Consider the following 19,595-nt stretch of genomic DNA (forward strand, 5'->3'; position numbering starts at 1 on the left):
TTTTCAATTAGAAAGATGGATATGATTCAGATGAGTGGTCCTGAAATGGACAATAACGAGCAGGAGATAGATTTGGTGGAACTGGCTAAACGTCTGTGGGGAGAACGTAAGTTTCTCTTGAAGTGTTGTGGTATAGCGGTCGTTGTGGGTTTGGTGGTAGCTTTCAGTATTCCGAAAGAATATAGTACGACAGTGAAATTGGCCCCTGAAACGTCTGACCCGTCTAAGAAGATGGGAAATCTGGGAGGTTTGGCAGCAATGGCGGGTATAAACCTGGGGGCTTCGGCAGGTGCGGATGCTATTTCTCCGGATCTTTATCCGGATGTAGTGCAGAGTATCCCATTCCTACTGGAATTGTTTCCGGTAGAGGTAACCAATGAAAAAGGAACATTGTCTGCATCTTTATTTAAATATATGAATGAGCATCAACAAAGTGCCTGGTGGGGGAATGTTATAAGTGCCCCCTTTAAACTTTTAGGTTGGGTGAAAGAGCAATTTTCAAAAGAAGAACCGACCGTTAGCGGAGAATTGACCTCTTTCCGTTTGACAAATGAACAAGCAGGTGTAATAAGAGGTTTGCAGGAGCGTATCTCTGCCTCCGTGGATAAAAAGACATTGGTAATAACTGTCTCTGTTCAGATGCAGGATCCATTGATCTCGGCAAGCCTTACTCAGATAGTTTTGGAAAAGCTTCAGGGGTACATAACCAATTATCGTACGCAGAAGGCCAAGCAAGATCTGGAGTTTACAGAGAAAGTATTCGGTGAAGCCCGTGAGTCTTATTATAAAGCTCAACGTGCGTATGCCGCTTTCGAAGATGCGAACAAAAACATCATCTCTGCCAGTTACCGTACGGAACAGGAACGGCTAAAGAATGAAATGACGCTGACCTTCAATGTTTACAATACATTAGCTCAGAAGCTGGAACAGGATAAGCTCCGTGTCCAGGAACAAACTCCTGTTTATACGGTGATCAGCCCGGCTACGGTTCCGTTAAAACCTGCTTCACCTAAAAAATCCCTGATACTGGTTGGCTTTGTCTTTCTGGCTCTGTTTGGGGGAATCGGGTATTTGTTTGTAAAGGATATGTTTGAAAAAAATAAATTAGTAGAGGAGGATTATTTACCGGTGGAATAAATCTGCTCCCCCTGATTTTATGGGCATGACATATACGTTTATATTCTTTATTTTGCATTTTATCGTGCAATAAAGGTTGTCTACAAATAAAATTTTATCAATTTATGTTTTTTCGATAATTTTATGATCGTTAGTAAGAGATGAATGATATTTGATTATATTTTGACAACTAATTAAAACGAACAAAAATGGGAAAGAACAAGTATGTAATTGAAGTAAAAACAGGGGGGCGTGATAACGCAGGAACTGATGCTGGAGTATTTATCCAATTAACGGGTGATAAAGGTATCAGCGGTGAAATAGAATTGGATGACTCAAAAGATAATTTTGAGAAAAACATGTTGGATAAATTTACTATTGAAACAGAAGATGTAGGTCGTTTACGTAAAATTAAGCTTTTTCATAATAATAAAGGGAGAAATGCAGGTTGGTTTGTTGATTATGTAGCAATCACAGATAAAAATAGGAACCTGACATGGAAAGTGGATATTTATTCGTGGTTGGAAAAAGAAAACCTGTCTGTTGTAAAAGATATACCGCTAGGACAATTTACGACAGCCCCCTCTAAATCATATGAAATCATAGACCGAATATATGTAAAACCGTTTATAAATGAAAGTTCTTCGAAAATAACAGTTAAGGACTGCTTTAAACATACATATCATCAGGGATATATTGTTGATTTGAAAAGTGCTACAACAGCAAAAACAGGTGTGGCGATTGACGCTTCTTTTTTTGGAGTTGGTACAAGTTTTTCAGCAGAGTTGACGAAGGAACTATCAAAGCAGAAGCATGTAGAAGAGAAAAATATGTTAACCAAAACGGTTGATTATTCATTTGATTTACCTGCTAATTCAAAGGTTACAGTAGTGTCTATATTTTATCAGCACTGTGAAGATGGTTTTATTGATATTGATGGTGTGAAAATAAAGTATAGTGGTAAATTAGAAATGGATAGAAATATTTGTATTTTGGAAGGGATAAAGTCGGAACAAGAGGCGCTGAATATAATAGAAGAGTATAAAGGAGGACCAATTGCTAAAAGAATGACTGTTGGCCACTCTTCTTTGTTGGAAGCAAAAGAATACACTTATAAAAGTACTGTTAAACAGATGATGTCTAGAGCTGAAATGACAGGAATTGTACAAAACGTTCAGATTAGTTCTTCAGAGAAGTAAATAGCCGGGACTTGTTAAAGCACTTCTGTTTAAATGAATGTTTATAAAAAGCCTGTTCTACATTGGTAAGGAGAACAGGCTTTTTTGATTGTTATTTCAACTCTTTTAAACGTATATTTTTATATTCAATTTTCATGGGAGGTCCGACATGTACCTGTACACCTATTAAACCATCCATTCTTCGGCCGTCAGGATCATCGTCTATGATTATACTCATAACTTTTCCGTTGATAAGATGTATGATGACATTGTCTCGGGCAATGATGTGAGCTTCGTTCCAACCGTTCTTGTTTATAGTATTCCACATTTCTTCTTTATCTCCTAGGTGTGAAATGACTTGAGGCGTTTTTCCGGTACGTATTTGGGTCATTTGGCCTCTCAATGCAAGCCATTCCCGCCCTTTTTCTTCATAATTCTGTCCAGTCCAGGCACCCTCACCGTCAATGTCTAACTGATAACCTTTCAGTGCATATTTTTGTCCCTTTGGAGAATAGGAGACACTTCGGTAATTGATTCCGCTGTTTCCTTTGTCTGAAACGCGGTACTGCATTTTTAATTCGAAATTACGAGGTGTTCCTCCCTGCCAGATGATAAATGAATTCTGTTGCAGTAAAGTCTCAGGAGTTACGACTCCGGTGAGAACACCGTCTTTGACACTCCAGTATGTGGGATCCCCCTTCCATCCGTTTAATGTTTTACCATCGAAAATAGAAACAAAACCCTCTTCATCTGTGTTTTCGACAGGAAAGATGGGATCAGCAAATATTGCGATCGGTGTAAATGCTAGTCCGATGCAAAAGACTTTGAATAGTTTGGAAATTTTTTTTGTAGAATGTTTCATAAAAATTGAGTTTAGATTTTATCTTTACCACAAAGGTAAGATTAAAAAAAGGAAAGAGGAATGGAAGGTAATATAATAGTTATAAATAAGCTATTTAGAGTAAATTTCGAGGGAGAGTAAATCAGGGTAGATTTTCTGTAAAATAAAAAAGACGATGTACATTGACTGTACGTCGCCTTTTATGCTTATTCTTCAAATTGTTGCGGAGACAGGACTCGAACCTATGACCTTTGGGTTATGAGCCCAACGAGCTACCACTGCTCCACTCCGCGATATAGTTGCTATCATTCCTGATTGCGAGTGCAAAGGTATGAATTATTTCTTATAATCCAAATTGTTTTACAAAAAGTTTTTCCTTTTCGGTTGAAAACTGAGGAATGAGGATGATTTTGGTAACAAAATGACACATCTACCAGGTTGAATGTAAGGTAGATGTGTCGTTTTTGTTTTATAATTCATTTTCTTCAAAATCTTTTGCCTCATATACATGGAGCATCTTCTTCAGATGACCGATCTGCTGCTGCATGGACTCGATACGGTTCAGTAGATGGTGGATAGCATCGATTCCCTCGAAGTTGATCGCCAGGTCGTAATACATACGCGTATACCTTTCGATGTCGTACAATTGTTCCGCTTTCAAATATTTCTCACCTTCGACGATGCGGATTTCAATTAGTCCGCCTTCTTCCAGCCTGAAGATGAAAGAAGGTTCGATATGGCATATCCGGCAATATTCGTTGACTATAATTAAATCTGTTTGCATAGTACTCGTGTTTTATTGATTAAGACTCTGTATTTCGCGGAACAACTCTTTCTGTTTTTCCGTCAGATTCGTCGGTATCTCGATAGAGTAGGTGACGATCAGGTCGCCGAATTGTCCGTCTTTTTTATAGACGGGGAATCCTTTGCCTTTCAGCCGTACCTTGCTGTTGTTCTGCGTACCGGGAGCCACTTTCAGTTTGACCTTACTTTCCATCGTTTCGATGATCTGTTCGCCACCCAGGATGGCGGTGTACAGGTTCAGCGGAGCTGTTACGTACAGGTCGTCGCCAACCCGTTTGAAGCGGCCGTCTTCACCTATGCTGAACGTGATGTATAAGTCACCTGCCGGTCCGCCGTTTACACCCGGACCACCCTGACCTTTCAGCTTGATGGTTTGCCCGTCGGCTATACCGGCCGGTACGGTGATACGCAGGTTCTTGCCGTTAACGGTAATGACCTGTTTGTGTGTTTTGGCAGCATCTGCCAAAGAGACATGCAATTCTGCATTATAGTCCTGGCCACGGAATGCATAGTTACCTCTGCCGCCGCTTCGACCGCCTCCGCCGAACATGGACTCAAAGAAGTCGGAGAAACCGCTACCGTCGTCTGAAGCGCTCCACTGGGCACCTCCGCCGTTACCGCCAAAACCTCCGAAGCCACCCTGGTACTGTCCGTACTGATTCTGTTGAGCCTCGAATTGATCGGCATGTTTCCAGTTTTCACCGTATTGATCGTATTTCTTTCGTTTTTCCGGATCGCTCAAAACTTCATTGGCTTCGTTGATCTCCTGAAATTTCCGGTGGGCATCCGGGTCATTCGGGTTCAGGTCCGGATGATATTTACGGGCCAGCTTCTTATACGCCTTTTTGATATCGTCCTGCGAAGCGCCTTTGTTCACCCCAAGAATGTTGTAATAGTCTATATAAGCCATATTATTTATATTGTTAAATCTTTTGTCGGTTGATATCCATACATCTACATTACAATAAACATGCCGGGGGGTAATTTGATCTTTTAATTTTGGCTAATAAAGATTAGAGAAGATGAAAAATAAAAAAAGACCTTCAGTTTTTTACTGAAAGCCTTTTTAGATAGTTGCGGAGGCAAGACTCGAACTTACGACCTTTGGGTTATGAGCCCAACGAGCTACCACTGCTCCACTCCGCGATATTGTTTACAATCATTTCGTGATTGCGAGTGCAAAGGTATGGATTTTCTCTTACAAAACAAATTTATTGCAAGTTTTTTTTAATATACTTGGTAAAACCAATCTTTTTTAGGTACTTTGCGCACAGTTTTAATCAAAATGTGCAATACAATGCCGATGACAGTTTCTAAAACACGCGATATGTTGGTGGATGTGGCCAGGCAATTGTTTGCCCGCATGGGGGTTGATAATACGACAATGAACGATATTGCACAGGCTTCCAAGAAAGGCAGACGTACGTTATATACGTATTTCAAGAGTAAGAATGAGATTTATCTGGCCGTGGTGGAATCGGAGCTGGATCAATTATATAAAATGCTGCTTGATGTTGCCGGAAAGGATTTGCCAGCTGATGAGAAGTTGATGACATTCATCTATTCCAGATTGGATGCTATCAAGGCACTCGTGTTTCGTAACGGTACACTGAAAGCAAACTTTTTCCGTGATATATGGCGGGTAGAGAAGGTTCGTAAGAGCTTCGATATACGTGAGACAGAATTATTGAAGGGAATTTTGGATGCAGGAGTAAAGGAAGGCATTTTTGCAATGCCGGATACGGAAATTACAGCAGTCGTGCTACATCATGCCTTAAAGGGACTGGAAGTTCCTTATATAAGGGGTATTATGGGAGATAATATCAGCCAGCGGATTAAGCGGAGAGATAATGTAATGAATTTAATATTCAACGGAATAAAGATAAAGTAAACCAGAGATGTTTATTAATGCAACAGGGTTTTATGTGCCTGAAGAGCGGGTGCACAACCAACATTTTTTGGAATTAAACGGGTTGACAAGTGAGTGGATTGAACAGCGTACGGGTATTAAAACCCGGTCCAAGGCCAAACCGGAAGAGAATATTTGTACAATGGGTATAGAAGCCGTACGTAATGCACTGCCAAAATTGCCGTATGATATTACGGAAGTCGACTTGATTATTTCGGCATCCTATTCTCCGTACGATACAGTTGCCACAGCGGCTCATTATACGCAGCGTGAGTTCAATATTACAGAGGCGAAAGCGCTGTATTTGTCTTCCGCATGTTCCTCTTTTTTGAATGCGCTGGAAGTTGTGGAAGGTTATTTTGCTATGGGCAAGGCGACAAAGGCTTTGATCCTTTCGGCAGATAAGAATTCAGCTTATTATAACGAGACAGATCCGAAAGCCGGTCACCTCTGGGGAGATGCGGCTGCGGCATTCTTTATCTCTAAAGAGCGTGTGACTGAGAATGATCCTCATATCATTGAGATATTTACACAGGGCCTGGGGCATTTGAGTAAAGGTCCGGAAGGTGTCCAGCTACGTCCCCGCGACGGTGGTATCCTGATGCCGGAAGGTCGCGACGTCTTTATCCAGGCTTGTACCTATATGCCTAAGAATGCGTTGTATCTGCTGGAAAAGAACGGGTTTAAGTTGGATGACCTGACTTACTTCATCGGTCACCAGGCAAATATGCGCATCATGTCGAATATTGCCAAACAACTGGGGTTGCCGGAAGAAAAGTTCCTGCATAATATCGAAGAGTTGGGTAATACCGGTTCTGTAAGTTCTGCTTTGGTGTATGCCCAGAACGATCATTCATTCAAGAAAGGCGACCTGGTTTGCCTGACGGTATTCGGTGGCGGTTATTCTGCCGGTGCTTGTCTGATACAGTGTTAATATAAACGTAAAACGAAATAGTATGAAATTATTAGAAGGAAAAGTAGCTATTGTAACCGGTGCTGCACGCGGAATCGGTAAAGCCATCGCTTTGAAGTTTGCCTCTGAAGGTGCTAATATTGCATTTACAGACCTGGTTATCGATGAAAACGGTGAAGCAACACAGAAAGAAATCGAAGCTTTAGGTGTAAAGGCAAAAGGTTATGCTTCTAACGCAGCCAATTTTGAAGATACTCATAATGTAGTGGCAGAAATCGCGAAAGACTTCGGTCGTATCGATATTCTGGTAAACAATGCCGGTATCACGAAAGACGGTCTGATGATGCGTATGAGCGAAGGCCAGTGGGATGCTGTTCTGAATGTGAACCTGAAATCTGCTTTCAACTTCATCCATGCCTGTACTCCGATCATGATGAAACAACGTGCAGGTAACATTATCAATATGTCTTCTGTTGTCGGTGTTCATGGTAACGCAGGCCAGAGTAACTATTCTGCCTCAAAGGCCGGTATGATCGGTCTGGCTAAATCGGTCGCTCAGGAACTGGGTTCACGCGGTATCCGTGCGAATGCGATCGCTCCGGGCTTCATCATTACGGATATGACAGCAAAACTGCCGGAAGAAGTGAGAGAAGAATGGAACAAGAAGATCCCTTTGCGTCGTGGCGGTACTACCGAAGATGTGGCAAATGTGGCTACATTCCTTGCTTCTGACTTGTCTGCTTATGTATCAGGCCAGGTGATCCAGGTAGACGGCGGCATGAATATGTAATATGGAAGTTATCTACGAAGACAATCATATCATCGCGGTAAATAAAACGTGCCGTGAGATTGTACAAGGAGATAAAACCGGTGATACTCCTCTTTCGGAAATGCTCAAGGCGTGGCTGAAAGAGAAGTATTGTAAACCGGGAAACGTTTATATCGGTGTAACTCACCGGTTGGACCGTCCCGTTAGCGGGGTCGTTCTGTTTGCCAAGACAAGCAAGGCGTTGCCCCGTCTGAATGAAATGTTCCGGCTGGGAGAGGTGAAAAAGACGTACTGGGCAATCGTAAAGAACTGTCCTCCTGCGGAAGAAGGCGAGTTGGTAGACTGGCTGGTCCGTAACGAGAAACAGAACAAGAGTTACGCTTACGATACCGAACGTCCGGATTCCAAGAAAGCGATTTTGCATTATAAGGTGATTGCCCGCTCGGATAATTATTTCCTGCTGGAGATAGACCTGAAAACGGGACGCCATCACCAGATACGTTGCCAGCTGGCTAAAATGGGATGTCCGATCAAAGGGGATCTTAAATATGGGGCGGACCGTTCGAATAAAGACGGTGGCATCAGCTTGCATTCCCGTAGTGCCGAATTTATCCATCCGGTATCCAAACAAAACATACAGATCATAGCTCCCGTGCCTGACGATAATTTATGGAAAAGTATATCCGAAGGGTTATAACGGAATAAAAAGAGATAAAATAAAAAAAAGCCGTATTCAATATGAATTTACTCATTTGAATACGGCTTCTTTTTTTATCTTTGTTTTCCGTTATGTGTTATTAATTAATGAATAGACCATGAAAAAGCTATTGACAATACTATTGTGCTCGGCATCCGCTACTTTCGGACTGGCACAGCAGCAGACTTATTTTTCCAACCCTGTTATTCACGGAGATCTGGCAGACCCATCCGTCATGCGGATCGGGGAGACTTATTATGCAACCGGAACTTCCTCGGAATGGGCTCCTTATTATCCGGTATTCTCTTCTTCCGATCTGGTCAACTGGAAACCGGAGGGACATGTATTCGACCGGAAGCCGGACTGGACCAAATCTTCTTTCTGGGCTCCGGAGTGGTATTACCACAAAGGGAAAGTGTATGTTTATTATACAGCCCGTAAAGAGTCTGATAATATATCGTGTATCGGGGTGGCTGTAGCCGATTCTCCGACGGGAGAGTTCAAGGATTACGGTCCGGTTGTCGAGTTCGGAAAGGAAGCGATCGACGCTTTTATCCTGGAAGATAACGGGCAGCTTTATATCAGCTGGAAGGCATACGGGCTGGACCAGCGTCCGATCGAGTTGCTCGCCTGTAAACTGACCGACGACGGTCTGCGTTTGGATGGGGAACCTTTCTGTTTGCTCCGGGATGACGAAAGACGGGGTATGGAAGGACAGCACTGGTTTAAAATGAACGGGTATTATTACATTATATATTCCGTGAACGGATGTTGCGGTCCGGATAGTGATTATGCGGTAGCGGTGGCCCGTTCCAAAAAGCTGGCTGGCCCGTATGAGAAGTATGAAGGTAATCCTATTCTGCATGGAGGAAAAGATATCCTGTCTATCGGACATGGTACGCTGACGACAACTCCTGACGGGCGTATGTTTTATCTTTGCCATGCATACAGCAGTGGGAATAATTTTTATCAGGGACGTCAGCCGCATCTGCAGGAAATGAGGATGGGGGGCGACAACTGGCCTTACTTTGTTACGGGTGAATATGCCAGCATGGTACAACCGATGCCGTTTACCGATTGTGTACAAAAACCGGCTTTTGATTTTGCCGATGATTTTACTGCGACTGCTCTTCGTCCCGAATGGAGTTGGAATTATCCGTATGCAGATGTGAAAGCGGAACTGAAAGCGGGAAATTTGTTTTTGAGCGGTTCTCCTAAACAGGGTGTAGGTACGGGGAATGCACTTTGCCTTCGTCCGGTGACAGCCGATTATACGTTGGAGACGGCTGTTGTAAACCGGAATGAGAGTTGGAAAGGGGTTGTTATGTATGGAGATGACAAGAACATGCTTACACTTGGCTGTGAAGCGGACCGTCTGAAGTTGAAAGCGGTGAATGACGGAAAGGAGATGGTTCTGGCGGATATGAAACAACCTGCCTCTCCTTTGTATCTCCGGATGAGTGTGAAAGACGGTGTCCATTGTTCGTTCTCCTATAGTGAAGACGGCAGGAAATGGAAAGAATTGGAGTACTCGCTTTCGCCGGAGGCTGTAAGGTCTCTTGTCCGTTGGGACCGTATTTCCCGTCCGGGATTATATCAGCAGGGAGATATAAATAAACCGGCAATTTATGGTTATTGCCAATTGCTGAACGAATAAATAAGGTATGGTTATTCAGGCTTGCTCTGTGCGGCCTGATAACCTTCCAGTTGTGCTCTCGATTTGCTCTGTGTCACGATATATACGCCGGAAAATACCAGAGCAACGGCGATACCTTTCATTACCCCGAACGTATCCATTCCCCAAAGTACGGCTATCAGGGATGCCACGATCGGTTGTACATAGTTATACATGCAGGCTACTGTCGGGCGCAACAGGTTTTGTCCGATAGGGATAAATAAGTAGGGCAGGAATGTTCCTCCCAGTACGACATAGATGATACCCATATATAATTCAGTAGGAAGATGCAGGAAGTCGATGCCTGCAATGTGGTTGTAGGAGAATGGTATCGTACAGATAGTTGCATACGTGAACATCCATTTCATCAATGTGATCGGAGAATATTTGCCGATCAATCCTTTGAATAGCACGAAGTAGAATGAGAAACTGAACTGCGCAAGCAGGCAGAGCAGGTCTCCCCATATATTACTGCTTTTCCCTCCGCCGGTACCGGTGCCCTGGCTGCTTAGGATAAGCAATAACGCTCCGGCAGCTCCTATAAATATACCGATAACCTTTTTCCCTGTCACAGGTTCTTTCAGGTAGAAGGCTGCAATGATCATTGTGATGATGGGTGTTGTGGTCGTGACGATAGAGGCATTGATCGGTGAAGTCAGGGAGACTCCGAAGATGAATGACCCCTGGTTCAGTACGATCCCCAGTAACGCAGCAAAAAATAGCTTCATCAAGTCCTGATGATTGACATGTTCTTTTTTCGTAAAGAGGGAAGCGAGCCAGAATACGATTGCCGCCCCTACCATGCGAAAGGTTGTAAGCGATAATGCACTGATAGGACCTGCAGATAATACGGCTTTTGATACCGGTGACATCAATCCCCACAAAATATTGGCTCCCAGCATGGCCAGGTGCCCTTTATAAGCTGCTGATTTCATTTTGCCTTCATTAAAACATGGGCAAAGGTAATGGGTTTTTGGCTTACTGTACTCTTTTGAAAGAATATTAAAATGTAGGGGGATTTTTTTTAACCTGTATTCATTGATATTCAATTATTCATTTGTTCCGTTTTGATTTTTAACAAAATAAATTACTTATAATGCTTGCTAATATTATAATCATCATTTATATTTGTGGGACATATTCAATATGTCATACATATAACACATAATTATAATACTATGGAATCATTAAAGATTAATACGGAAACTACCACCCTGGTTGATCTGGTGGAAGAGTCTCTTCTTAAATATATTAAGGAGAAGAATTTAAAGCCCGGTGACCGGTTACTTCATGAAGAAGAACTGTCGGAACAACTGGGAGTAGGGCGTAACGTTGTCAGAGAAGCCTTAAGCCGTTTACGTTCATTAGGTATTCTGGACAGCCGTAAAAGGAGAGGGATCGTCCTGCAGGAACCGGACATAAGGAAAAATCTGGAGAAGTTGATCAATCCTCAGATGTTGGGTAGGGATACGATTATCGATCTGCTTGAACTACGGTATACGCTTGAACTGGGAATTATTCCCACTTTGCTGAATCGGATAACGGATAAGGATATTAAAGATCTGGAAAGTATTTTGGCCAAAGAAGTCGTTCTGGGGGAAGTGAGAGTTTCTATGGAAGATGAACTGGAATTTCATTCCCGGATGTATGCTATTACTGGAAATCAGATTATTATGGACCTACAGCAAATGCTGATCCCTATGTATCGCTATATTCATGACAATTATGATGAGTTTGATGTGTTCAATAATAAAATAAAGAAGGAGAAACTTCAAGCTTCTCATAAAGATATTCTTCAGGCTTTGAGGAACAGGAATAAGAATGAGTATGAAGAGGTGATCAGGCGGCATTTGATGGCTTATCAGTTGTATATTGAAGAATACAGGAAAATGAGTAGTTGAAATAGATTATCAACCTTAAATGACAAGTTATGGAGAAGACTAAAATTAAAGGGCTTATTGCCGCCACGGTTACACCGATGGAAAAGAATGGCGATATCAACCTCACAGCGATCGATGCTTATGCGGAGCATCTAATTAAACTGGGAGTGGCAGGTGTTTTTGTTTGCGGAACTACGGGGGAAAGTTTGTTCCTGGACACAGAAGAGCGTAAGAAAGTCGCTGAAGCCTGGATGAAGTTTTCCGACCGGCTTAAAATATTGGTTCATGTCGGCAGTACCAGTTACAGGATATCATCGGAGTTGGCTGTTCACGCCGGTCTCATCGGGGCGGATGCTATCTCTGCTATGGGACCCTGTTTTTTACAACCTAGCCGGGTAGAAGAACTGGTACAGTTTAATAAACTGATTGCGGAGAAAGCTCCGGGAATACCTTATTATTATTATCATATTCCGACAACCTCGGGGGTGAATATTCATATGCCGGCCTTTTTAGAAAAAGCGGCTTCCGAGATTCCGACATTGAATGGTATAAAATATACGTCCTATAATTCAATGGAAATGCAGGAATGTATAAATTATAACGATAAGATGTTCGATATTTTGCATGGCCATGATGAAACCCTGTTGACCGGATTGGTTCTGGGAGCAACCGGCGGGATCGGAACATCTTATAATGTATCTGCTCCGTTATTCAATCAGTTACTTCAGGCATTCAATAAAGGAGAGCTTCAAAAAGCAGTGGATATACAGGCGGATGCAAATAAGTTGATCCGTATCATGGTTAAGTATGTCAATGCTGTTGTGGGTATTAAAGCAATCCTTTCTGTGATGGGGATCGACTGCGGACCTTGCCGTTTACCTTTACAAAATCTCTCTGCTTCGGAAATTAAATCTTTGGAAAATGATTTGAAAACAATCAGTTGGCTTTAATGGAGTAATACTAACAAAGAAATTCATAAGATGAAAAAATCTGCTAAAATAATTGTGTTTGTTCTTTTGTCAATCATTCTTTTCGGAGTGAATGCACAGAAGATTCAGGCAGATGTCGTTGATAAAGCCTCTGAATATCTCTTGAAACAAACAGGGGACAGTTCTTTCTGGAATAAGATTCATGCTTTGGAATTCCTTTGTCAGGTTGGCTATAAGCCACAGGTACAAACTATTTTAAAGAAAGATTTCGAGTATGTCTCTTCTATTCCGGAAAAAAGAATCGGATATTTCAGATGTTGGGCCAATGCTGCGTTGGATGAGAAGGAAAAGGCATCTTACGTCGATAAAATATTGGAGATATACCTCAATCCGGATAGTCCGGATAAGATACATGCAGCGGAAAGTCTGGCAAAGTTACGAGTTTCTTTGAAAGAATATCCGGCTGTTGTAATAGAAGACGATCCGATCGGTAACGGGCTGTTGCAGGCTTATCTTAAGTGGGGATGTGTTTACAATTCAACATCTTCTATACCGTTAGATTATACGTTGTTGTTTTCAGTTCTTGATTCCGGTAAAGAGACGGACCGTAAGGTTATGGCTTACGGTTTAAGTTATATGGGGTTTTTTGATACAATTCACTGGAAAGAAATTGTATCATTGGCTTTGGCAGAACCATTGAGTTCTCATTGTGTGGCTTTTTTATTACATGGTGCTGTTACGACTTGTCCCGATAAGAACACTTTCAGGGAAGAAATAGGACGGATCAGAATCAAATTGCGTGATCTGGCTGTTACAGGCGGAAAAACAGAACGATATGAGGCTTATGTGGCTTTAGGTCAAATAGGTGACCGGGAGGATTGGTCATTCATTACGGATTCGTTTGAAGAAGGAGACGGGGATGACGGCCTGATCAGTGCGGAAGGGTGGAGGGATATACAATCCGCCCGGGCATACGCGATTTTAAAAATGAATGGCGTACAGAAAACTCAGGGATTTACCTGGTTGGATTGGTCGGTTGTCGTAGTTTTTCTTTTGTTAATGTTGATGGTCGGATATTCCTCCTCCAAACAGAATAAGACTGCCAGTGATTATGTACTGGGAGGAAGGTCCATGAATTCCATGATGATCGGTATATCCTTGTTTGCGACTTTGTTGAGCACATTGAGTTACCTGGCTTATCCGGGGGAGATGATCAAATATGGTCCGGTCGTTTTTACGGGACTTGCCGCTTTTCCTGTAGCTAACTGGATTGTCGGTAAATATCTGATACCTCGTTTTATGTCGATGAGGGTAACGAGTGCCTATGAGATCCTGGAGATAAAGTTAGGAAAAGGCACACGTAATCTGGCTACGGTCTTTTTTCTTTCTTTACGGTTCCTTTGGATGTCGACAATAGTATATGCGACAGTCGATTCTGCCCTTATTCCTATATTGGGGTTATCTCAGGAAATGGTTCCGGCTATCAGTATCATACTGGTGCTGATCACAGTTGTCTATACTACGATGGGAGGTTTGAAAGCTGTAGTTATGACGGATGTATTACAAACAGCAGTGATGTTCGTCGGTGTTATACTGGCTATTGTGGTTATCGGGTGGAAGGTCGGTTCTGTCGACGCTTTTTTGAATCCGGCTCTGTTTGCTCACTGGGAGTCCGTCGATTTTTCTATCGATGCAACGAAAAGAATGACTGTCGGGAATATCTTTATTATGACATTGGTTTGGCAGGTTTGTACGGCAGGGTCGGATCAGATGGCGATTCAACGGTATCTGGCAACCAAGGACGCCCGTACGGCAAGCCGCTCATATAAAATATCATTGGCAGCCTCGTGTGGTATCCAGTTATTACTGGCTGTAGTGGGATTGATGGTCATGGCCTATTTTACTTATTTCCCGGGACAGATGGTAGAAGGTACTACCATATACCAGGATGCAGATACGCTGTTTCCCCGGTTTATCCTGATCGGGCTGCCGGCCGGTATTACCGGACTGATCGCTGCAGCTATTATGGCCGCAGCGATGTCGAGTTTGTCTTCCGGTTTAAATTCTTCTTCCACTGTGATTCAGGAGGATATAATCAACCGGGTACGGAAGAAAAAAAGTGATCCTGTTTCTGATTTGAAAATGATAAAGACAATATCCGCTATTCTGGGTATTGTGATCTCCTGTTCCTGTTTCCTGATTTCTTATGTGACGGGAAACTTACTCGATGTTGTGATCAAAGTCGTCAATTTGGTGGTGGCTCCTTTATTTGTCTTGTTTTTTATGGCCTTGTTTATCCCGTTTGCAACAAACAGAGGGACTGTGATTGCCGGATTGATCTCCCTGCTTACAGCCGTTTTGATTGCATTCTTTGAGATATTCAATATTAAAGTTCTGTGGATTATGCCGGCGGCTTTGATAGTCGGTATTGTTGTTGGTGTTATATGTAGTTATATTGAATCTAAGTTGTTAACTCTAAAAAAGTAATTATGAAACGTGTATCTCTGATTGTTTTTTGCCTGCTGATAGTCAGTATGGCATCGATTACCGCACAAAAGTATGAGGTGTCGGTAAAAAAAATATGGGATAATGGCTCTCACTGTGCATTTACTTCGCTGATCAAATATAAAGGAAAGTTTTATTGTTCTTTCAGGGAAGGTGAAACACATATTTTTGATAGGAAGGGGAATGCAGAGGGGAAAGTCAGAATCTTGGTCTCTGAGGATGGAGAAGAATGGAAGTCGGTTGCGCTGATGTATAAGCCGGAGTATGATCTGCGTGATCCTAAATTGTCTGTCACACCGGACGGACGGTTGATGGTTATCATAGGAGGATCGATCTATAAAGATAAAAAATTGATAGCCCGTATCCCTCAGGTATCTTTCAGCGACGATGGAGTTTCTTTTACAGAACCGGCTCCGATCCATATCGAAGAGAGAGCTAAAAATGGTAATGACTGGCTCTGGCGGGTGACTTGGGATGGTGCTGTCGGTTATGGCGTGAACTATTCGCTGGAAGGAGATAATGAAGCCCGGATCACTTTGCTGAAAACAATCGATGGTGTTAATTATCAATGGGTGGCAGATCTGGATGTTCCTGACTTTCCGAATGAAACGACTGTCCGTATTTTGCCGGATAAGAAAATGTTGATGATGGTGAGGAGAGAAAAAGGTGATCGTTACGGATATTGGGGTGTTAGCCTACCTCCTTATAAAGAATGGAGCTGGAAAAAAATGGAGATGCCTCTGGGCGGACCGGATTTTATCTCTCTCGGGAAAGGTGTTTTAGTAGCAGGGTCACGTTCCTATTATGTCCCGTCGCATCATAAAACCGTTTTATTTACGGGTAACGAGGAGGGGGATCTTCAGGAATCTTATGTATTGCCTTCCGGTGGAGATACGAGTTATCCCGGATTCTTGGTAGAGGGAGATCAGTTGTGGGTTAGCTATTATTCTTCACATGAAACTGCAAATTCAGCTGTTTATTTTGCAAAGTTACCTTTGTCATTGTTTCTGAAAAAATAGAAATCGAGTTGTGTCCTAACGAATGACTGTTCCCGACGGTATATATTTGCGCGCTGGTTACCAGGGGGAGGTTATTTGTATTCTACTTAAAATTTAACTGTATTTTTTGTTTAACCTAGTTTTTGTGTGATACTTATAAAAGAATAATCTTGCTTTAAACAGAGGGTTATGTCTATATGTGCGTTTGGTCACAGACTGAGCGTAGCCCCCTTTTTATCTCAGATCGAACGTTTTTTATAAGTCTGTCCATTATCAAAAGCATCAATCATGAATTAAAGAAAGACCATGAGAAAGAATTTGTTAAAACTGTATTTGTTCCTGACGTTTCTTTTATTATGTGTAAGTCCGTTCCGGCTTGTAGCTCAGGAAAATCAGATAAAAGGTATAGTCTCAGAAGTAAGAGGAGAACCGTTGGCCGGTGTGAACGTTGTTGTGAAGGGAACGACCAGAGGTACTGTCACTGATTTGAACGGTGAGTATTCGCTTGAGGCTAAGAAGGGTGAAACGCTGGTATTTTCATTTATTGGTTATGATTCAAAGGAAATAGTAGTAGGAAATCTGTCTACTATCCATGTGAGTCTCGATGAAAGTGCTTTGGCATTGCAAGAAGTGGTAGCCATAGGTTACGGCAAACTGAAGAGCAGCCAGGTGACGAGTTCCATTACAAAAGTCAGCTCGGAGGATCTGGAAGATCGCCCGGTGACTCGTGTCGATCAGGCTATACAGGGAAAGATTGCCGGTGTATATGTTCAGGAGACATCCGGTGCTCCGGGTAAATCGCTTAATGTAAAAGTCCGTGGTACGGGGTCCATCAATTACGGAGCTTCACCTTTATATGTAGTGGATGGGTTTCCGATATCAGGCGACCTGAACAGTATCAGTCCTTCGGATATAGAATCCATAGAAGTACTGAAAGATGCGGCATCGGCAGCTATTTACGGCTCACGCGGTGCAAACGGGGTTGTTTTGATCACGACAAAAAGCGGACGCAAAGGAAAGCCGGTAATCGATTTGAATGTGTCTTACGGGATCCAGAAACGATTTAGTAAAGTAGATGTCCTGAACCGGGATGAATATATAGAATATGCCATCGAAGAAAGGACAAACAGCTATATTTATAACGGAGGCGATCTCTCTGTGCCTGAAAGTGACAGAGATAATTATAAATATGCCATCGACCCGTTATGGCGTACGAATCCTACTTCTTTCCCGGATCATGACTGGCAGGAGTTGATCAGCAGGACGGCTCCGGTTCAGAATTACTCGGTTTCTGTTTCCGGTGCGGGAGAGAAAAGCAAGTATTTCATATCTGCTAATTATCTGGATCAGGACGGTATAATAATCAATTCGGATTATAAAAGGTTGTCGTTCCGTTCAAACGTGGAAGTGGATGCCAATAAATACCTGACACTCGGTCTGAATTTACAGACAAGTTATTCGGAGAGAAATGATCCGGATACGGATAGTTCACAAGGACCTATTTCCCGCTCCATCCTGGTTGCACCGATCGTTGGACTGGATCAGCAGACTGTAAAGGGAGGAAACTATTATTATCATGCTCATTTCTTCCTGAATCCTATAGCCCTGGCAAAAGAAGTTGAAAACCAGTCCAGAGGAAATAATTACCTGGCGAACTTATATGCTAATGTAAATATCCTGGATAACCTGGTCTTTAAATCTTCTTTCGGTGCCAACATTACGACGTATAATGATAAGTATTACAAGACCATGAACGTAAATAGGGGAAATCCGAGTTATGGCTCTGTTTCCAATAGCTTGCGAAGAAATCTGTTGACGGAGAATACATTGAACTATGATCTGGAGAAGAAGGACTGGTCGTTAAATTTACTGGCTGGTTTTACTTATCAGAATGAATATTTTGAGAACTCGAGTTTCCAGAAGAGTGATTTTCCGGATGATGATATTAAAACACCGAATGCTGCGACGAAGATTGACAGTGCAACAGGCAGTGCAACCGAATGGAGTCTGATCTCTTATCTGGCGAGAGCGAACTTTGCCTATATGAACCGCTATATTTTAACAGCTAGTATCCGCCAGGACGGTAGTTCGCGGTTTGGCAAGAATAACCATTGGGGAACATTTCCTTCCGTTTCTGCCGGTTGGCTGATGTCTGAAGAGGAGTTTATCAAAGACGCCCTGCCTGTTGTCAGCAATATGAAATTGCGTGCGAGCTATGGGGTTGTGGGTAATAATAATATAGGTGATTATTCATCCATTGGACTGATGAGCAATACGAACTATATCTTTAACGGCAATAAGGTTGGTGGTTATAGCCCCAGCAGTTTCAGCAATCCTGATCTTGGTTGGGAAAAGACACAAACGACCGACATCGGCATAGACCTGGGATTTGTGAAAAACCGTATCAATTTAAGTCTGGATTATTATATTGCTAATACGAAGGATCTGCTTTTGAATGTACCGATCCCTCAGATTACAGGATTTGGGACAGCCTTGCAGAATATCGGAAAGATACAAAACCGAGGTTTTGAAGTAGAGCTGATGACTAAAAATATAGTAGGTACCTTTAACTGGAGTACCAATTTCAATCTTTCTTATAACCATAATGAGGTAAAACAGCTGGGACCTGACGGCAGTCCTATTATCGGTTATCAGGAAGGTTTCCCGATCACAAAAACAGAGATAGGCGAGTCGATCGGAAACTATTATCTGTTTAAGACGGACGGTGTTTTCAAAGATGAGGAAGATTGCCGGGTAAACAAGAATATGTCTTATGCAAATAAGAACCCTCAGCCGGGAGATATCAAGTATAAAGATATGAATGGTGACGGTGTGATCGATGAGCTGGATAAAACCAATTGCGGCAATAACGTTCCTAAGGTCACGTGGGGATTGACCAATAATTTTTCCTATAAAGGTATCGAACTGTCTATTTTCATGGATGGCGTTTCTAAATGTAATCTGATCAACCTGGGGAAGAAAGAGACGACACAGTCCCGCGGTAATGTAAGAGGATACTGGAGAGATCGTTGGCGTTCGCCCGAACAGCCGGGTAACGGGAGAGTGCCACGTGCCTGTACAACGGATAATCTGACAACTCCGTCCGACTGGTGGCTGGAAGATGCCTCTTTCTGGAGAATACGAAATATCAATATTGCTTATAATTTTCCGCAAAGTTTAATGAGTAAAATCTCATTTATCAGCAACTGCCGGATTTATTTCAGTATGGATAATGTCTATATGCATGATCATTATAACCACATGGCACAAAATGCTCCGTTCAGTAACAGTAATTTAACTCCGGGTGTGGATTATGATTCCGGATATCCTCTTGCCCGTACGTATCAGTTTGGAATAAATGTCAAATTTTAAATGCAGGAG

16 protein-coding genes and 2 tRNA genes are annotated in these 19,595 nt (G+C 42.4%); 12 read left to right on the top strand and 6 right to left on the bottom strand.

The window, feature by feature from the left end; genetic code table 11:
• The first annotated feature begins 21 nt into the window (after positions 1-21).
• On the top strand, positions 22-1,137 hold the full coding sequence (locus DWW23_RS09465) for a GNVR domain-containing protein (protein ID WP_122353113.1): 1,116 nt from the start codon (positions 22-24) through the stop codon (positions 1,135-1,137).
• Positions 1,138-1,325: 188 nt separating this feature from the next.
• On the top strand, positions 1,326-2,315 hold the full coding sequence (locus DWW23_RS09470; RefSeq protein ID WP_122353038.1) for a PLAT/LH2 domain-containing protein: 990 nt from the start codon (positions 1,326-1,328) through the stop codon (positions 2,313-2,315).
• A 91-nt stretch (positions 2,316-2,406) separates the two neighbouring features.
• Here the strand turns inward: DWW23_RS09470 and DWW23_RS09475 are convergent, their stop codons facing one another.
• The 5 genes from DWW23_RS09475 to DWW23_RS09495 form a co-directional block, all read right to left on the bottom strand.
• The gene (locus tag DWW23_RS09475) at positions 2,407-3,156 is read right to left on the bottom strand and encodes a DUF1080 domain-containing protein (RefSeq protein ID WP_122353039.1); all 750 of its coding nucleotides are present in this window, start codon (positions 3,154-3,156) and stop codon (positions 2,407-2,409) included.
• Between the two features lie 200 nt (positions 3,157-3,356).
• A tRNA-Met gene (locus tag DWW23_RS09480) sits at positions 3,357-3,428 on the bottom strand.
• Positions 3,429-3,604: 176 nt separating this feature from the next.
• Complete coding sequence (locus tag DWW23_RS09485) at positions 3,605-3,919, bottom strand: chaperone modulator CbpM (protein ID WP_122353040.1); 315 nt, start codon at positions 3,917-3,919, stop codon at positions 3,605-3,607.
• Between the two features lie 12 nt (positions 3,920-3,931).
• Positions 3,932-4,849 carry a DnaJ C-terminal domain-containing protein gene (locus tag DWW23_RS09490; protein ID WP_122353041.1) on the bottom strand — a complete coding sequence of 306 codons (918 nt, stop codon included), beginning with the start codon at positions 4,847-4,849 and terminating at the stop codon, positions 3,932-3,934.
• 164 nt (positions 4,850-5,013) lie between these two features.
• Positions 5,014-5,085 (bottom strand) — tRNA-Met (locus tag DWW23_RS09495).
• Positions 5,086-5,242: 157 nt separating this feature from the next.
• On the opposite strand from DWW23_RS09495, the gene DWW23_RS09500 reads away from it, so the two are divergent.
• The 5 genes from DWW23_RS09500 to DWW23_RS09520 all read left to right on the top strand — a co-directional run bounded on the left by DWW23_RS09500 (position 5,243) and on the right by DWW23_RS09520 (position 9,884).
• Positions 5,243-5,830, top strand: coding sequence for a TetR/AcrR family transcriptional regulator (locus DWW23_RS09500; protein WP_305036997.1), 588 nt, complete (start codon positions 5,243-5,245; stop codon positions 5,828-5,830).
• A gap of 7 nt (positions 5,831-5,837) precedes the next feature.
• Entirely contained in the window at positions 5,838-6,782 is a 945-nt protein-coding gene (locus DWW23_RS09505; RefSeq protein ID WP_122353043.1) for a 3-oxoacyl-ACP synthase III family protein, read from the top strand.
• A gap of 22 nt (positions 6,783-6,804) precedes the next feature.
• Positions 6,805-7,551, top strand: a complete 747-nt coding sequence (gene fabG / locus DWW23_RS09510) for a 3-oxoacyl-[acyl-carrier-protein] reductase (protein WP_122353044.1) — start codon at positions 6,805-6,807, stop codon at positions 7,549-7,551.
• Between the two features lies 1 nt (position 7,552).
• Positions 7,553-8,227 carry an RluA family pseudouridine synthase gene (locus DWW23_RS09515; RefSeq protein ID WP_122353045.1) on the top strand — a complete coding sequence of 225 codons (675 nt, stop codon included), beginning with the start codon at positions 7,553-7,555 and terminating at the stop codon, positions 8,225-8,227.
• A 118-nt stretch (positions 8,228-8,345) separates the two neighbouring features.
• Complete coding sequence (locus tag DWW23_RS09520; RefSeq protein WP_122353046.1) at positions 8,346-9,884, top strand: family 43 glycosylhydrolase; 1,539 nt, start codon at positions 8,346-8,348, stop codon at positions 9,882-9,884.
• Positions 9,885-9,895: 11 nt separating this feature from the next.
• Here the strand turns inward: DWW23_RS09520 and DWW23_RS09525 are convergent, their stop codons facing one another.
• Entirely contained in the window at positions 9,896-10,837 is a 942-nt protein-coding gene (locus DWW23_RS09525) for a DMT family transporter (protein ID WP_122353047.1), read from the bottom strand.
• Positions 10,838-11,080: 243 nt separating this feature from the next.
• Between DWW23_RS09525 and DWW23_RS09530 the strand changes: the two genes are divergently transcribed.
• The 5 genes from DWW23_RS09530 to DWW23_RS09550 all read left to right on the top strand — a co-directional run bounded on the left by DWW23_RS09530 (position 11,081) and on the right by DWW23_RS09550 (position 19,586).
• A complete protein-coding gene (locus DWW23_RS09530; protein ID WP_122353048.1) occupies positions 11,081-11,803 on the top strand; it encodes a FadR/GntR family transcriptional regulator in 723 nt (240 codons plus the stop codon).
• Between the two features lie 29 nt (positions 11,804-11,832).
• The gene (locus DWW23_RS09535) at positions 11,833-12,732 is read left to right on the top strand and encodes a dihydrodipicolinate synthase family protein (RefSeq protein WP_122353049.1); all 900 of its coding nucleotides are present in this window, start codon (positions 11,833-11,835) and stop codon (positions 12,730-12,732) included.
• A gap of 30 nt (positions 12,733-12,762) precedes the next feature.
• Positions 12,763-15,198, top strand: coding sequence for a sodium/solute symporter (locus DWW23_RS09540; RefSeq protein ID WP_122353050.1), 2,436 nt, complete (start codon positions 12,763-12,765; stop codon positions 15,196-15,198).
• A gap of 2 nt (positions 15,199-15,200) precedes the next feature.
• Entirely contained in the window at positions 15,201-16,235 is a 1,035-nt protein-coding gene (locus DWW23_RS09545) for an exo-alpha-sialidase (protein WP_122353051.1), read from the top strand.
• 285 nt (positions 16,236-16,520) lie between these two features.
• On the top strand, positions 16,521-19,586 hold the full coding sequence (locus DWW23_RS09550; RefSeq protein WP_122353052.1) for a TonB-dependent receptor: 3,066 nt from the start codon (positions 16,521-16,523) through the stop codon (positions 19,584-19,586).
• The last annotated feature ends 9 nt before the right edge of the window (positions 19,587-19,595 follow it).

Origin of the sequence: Parabacteroides sp. AF14-59 (assembly GCF_003479515.1) — a bacterium.
Classification (GTDB): Bacteria; Bacteroidota; Bacteroidia; order Bacteroidales; family Tannerellaceae; genus Parabacteroides; species Parabacteroides faecis.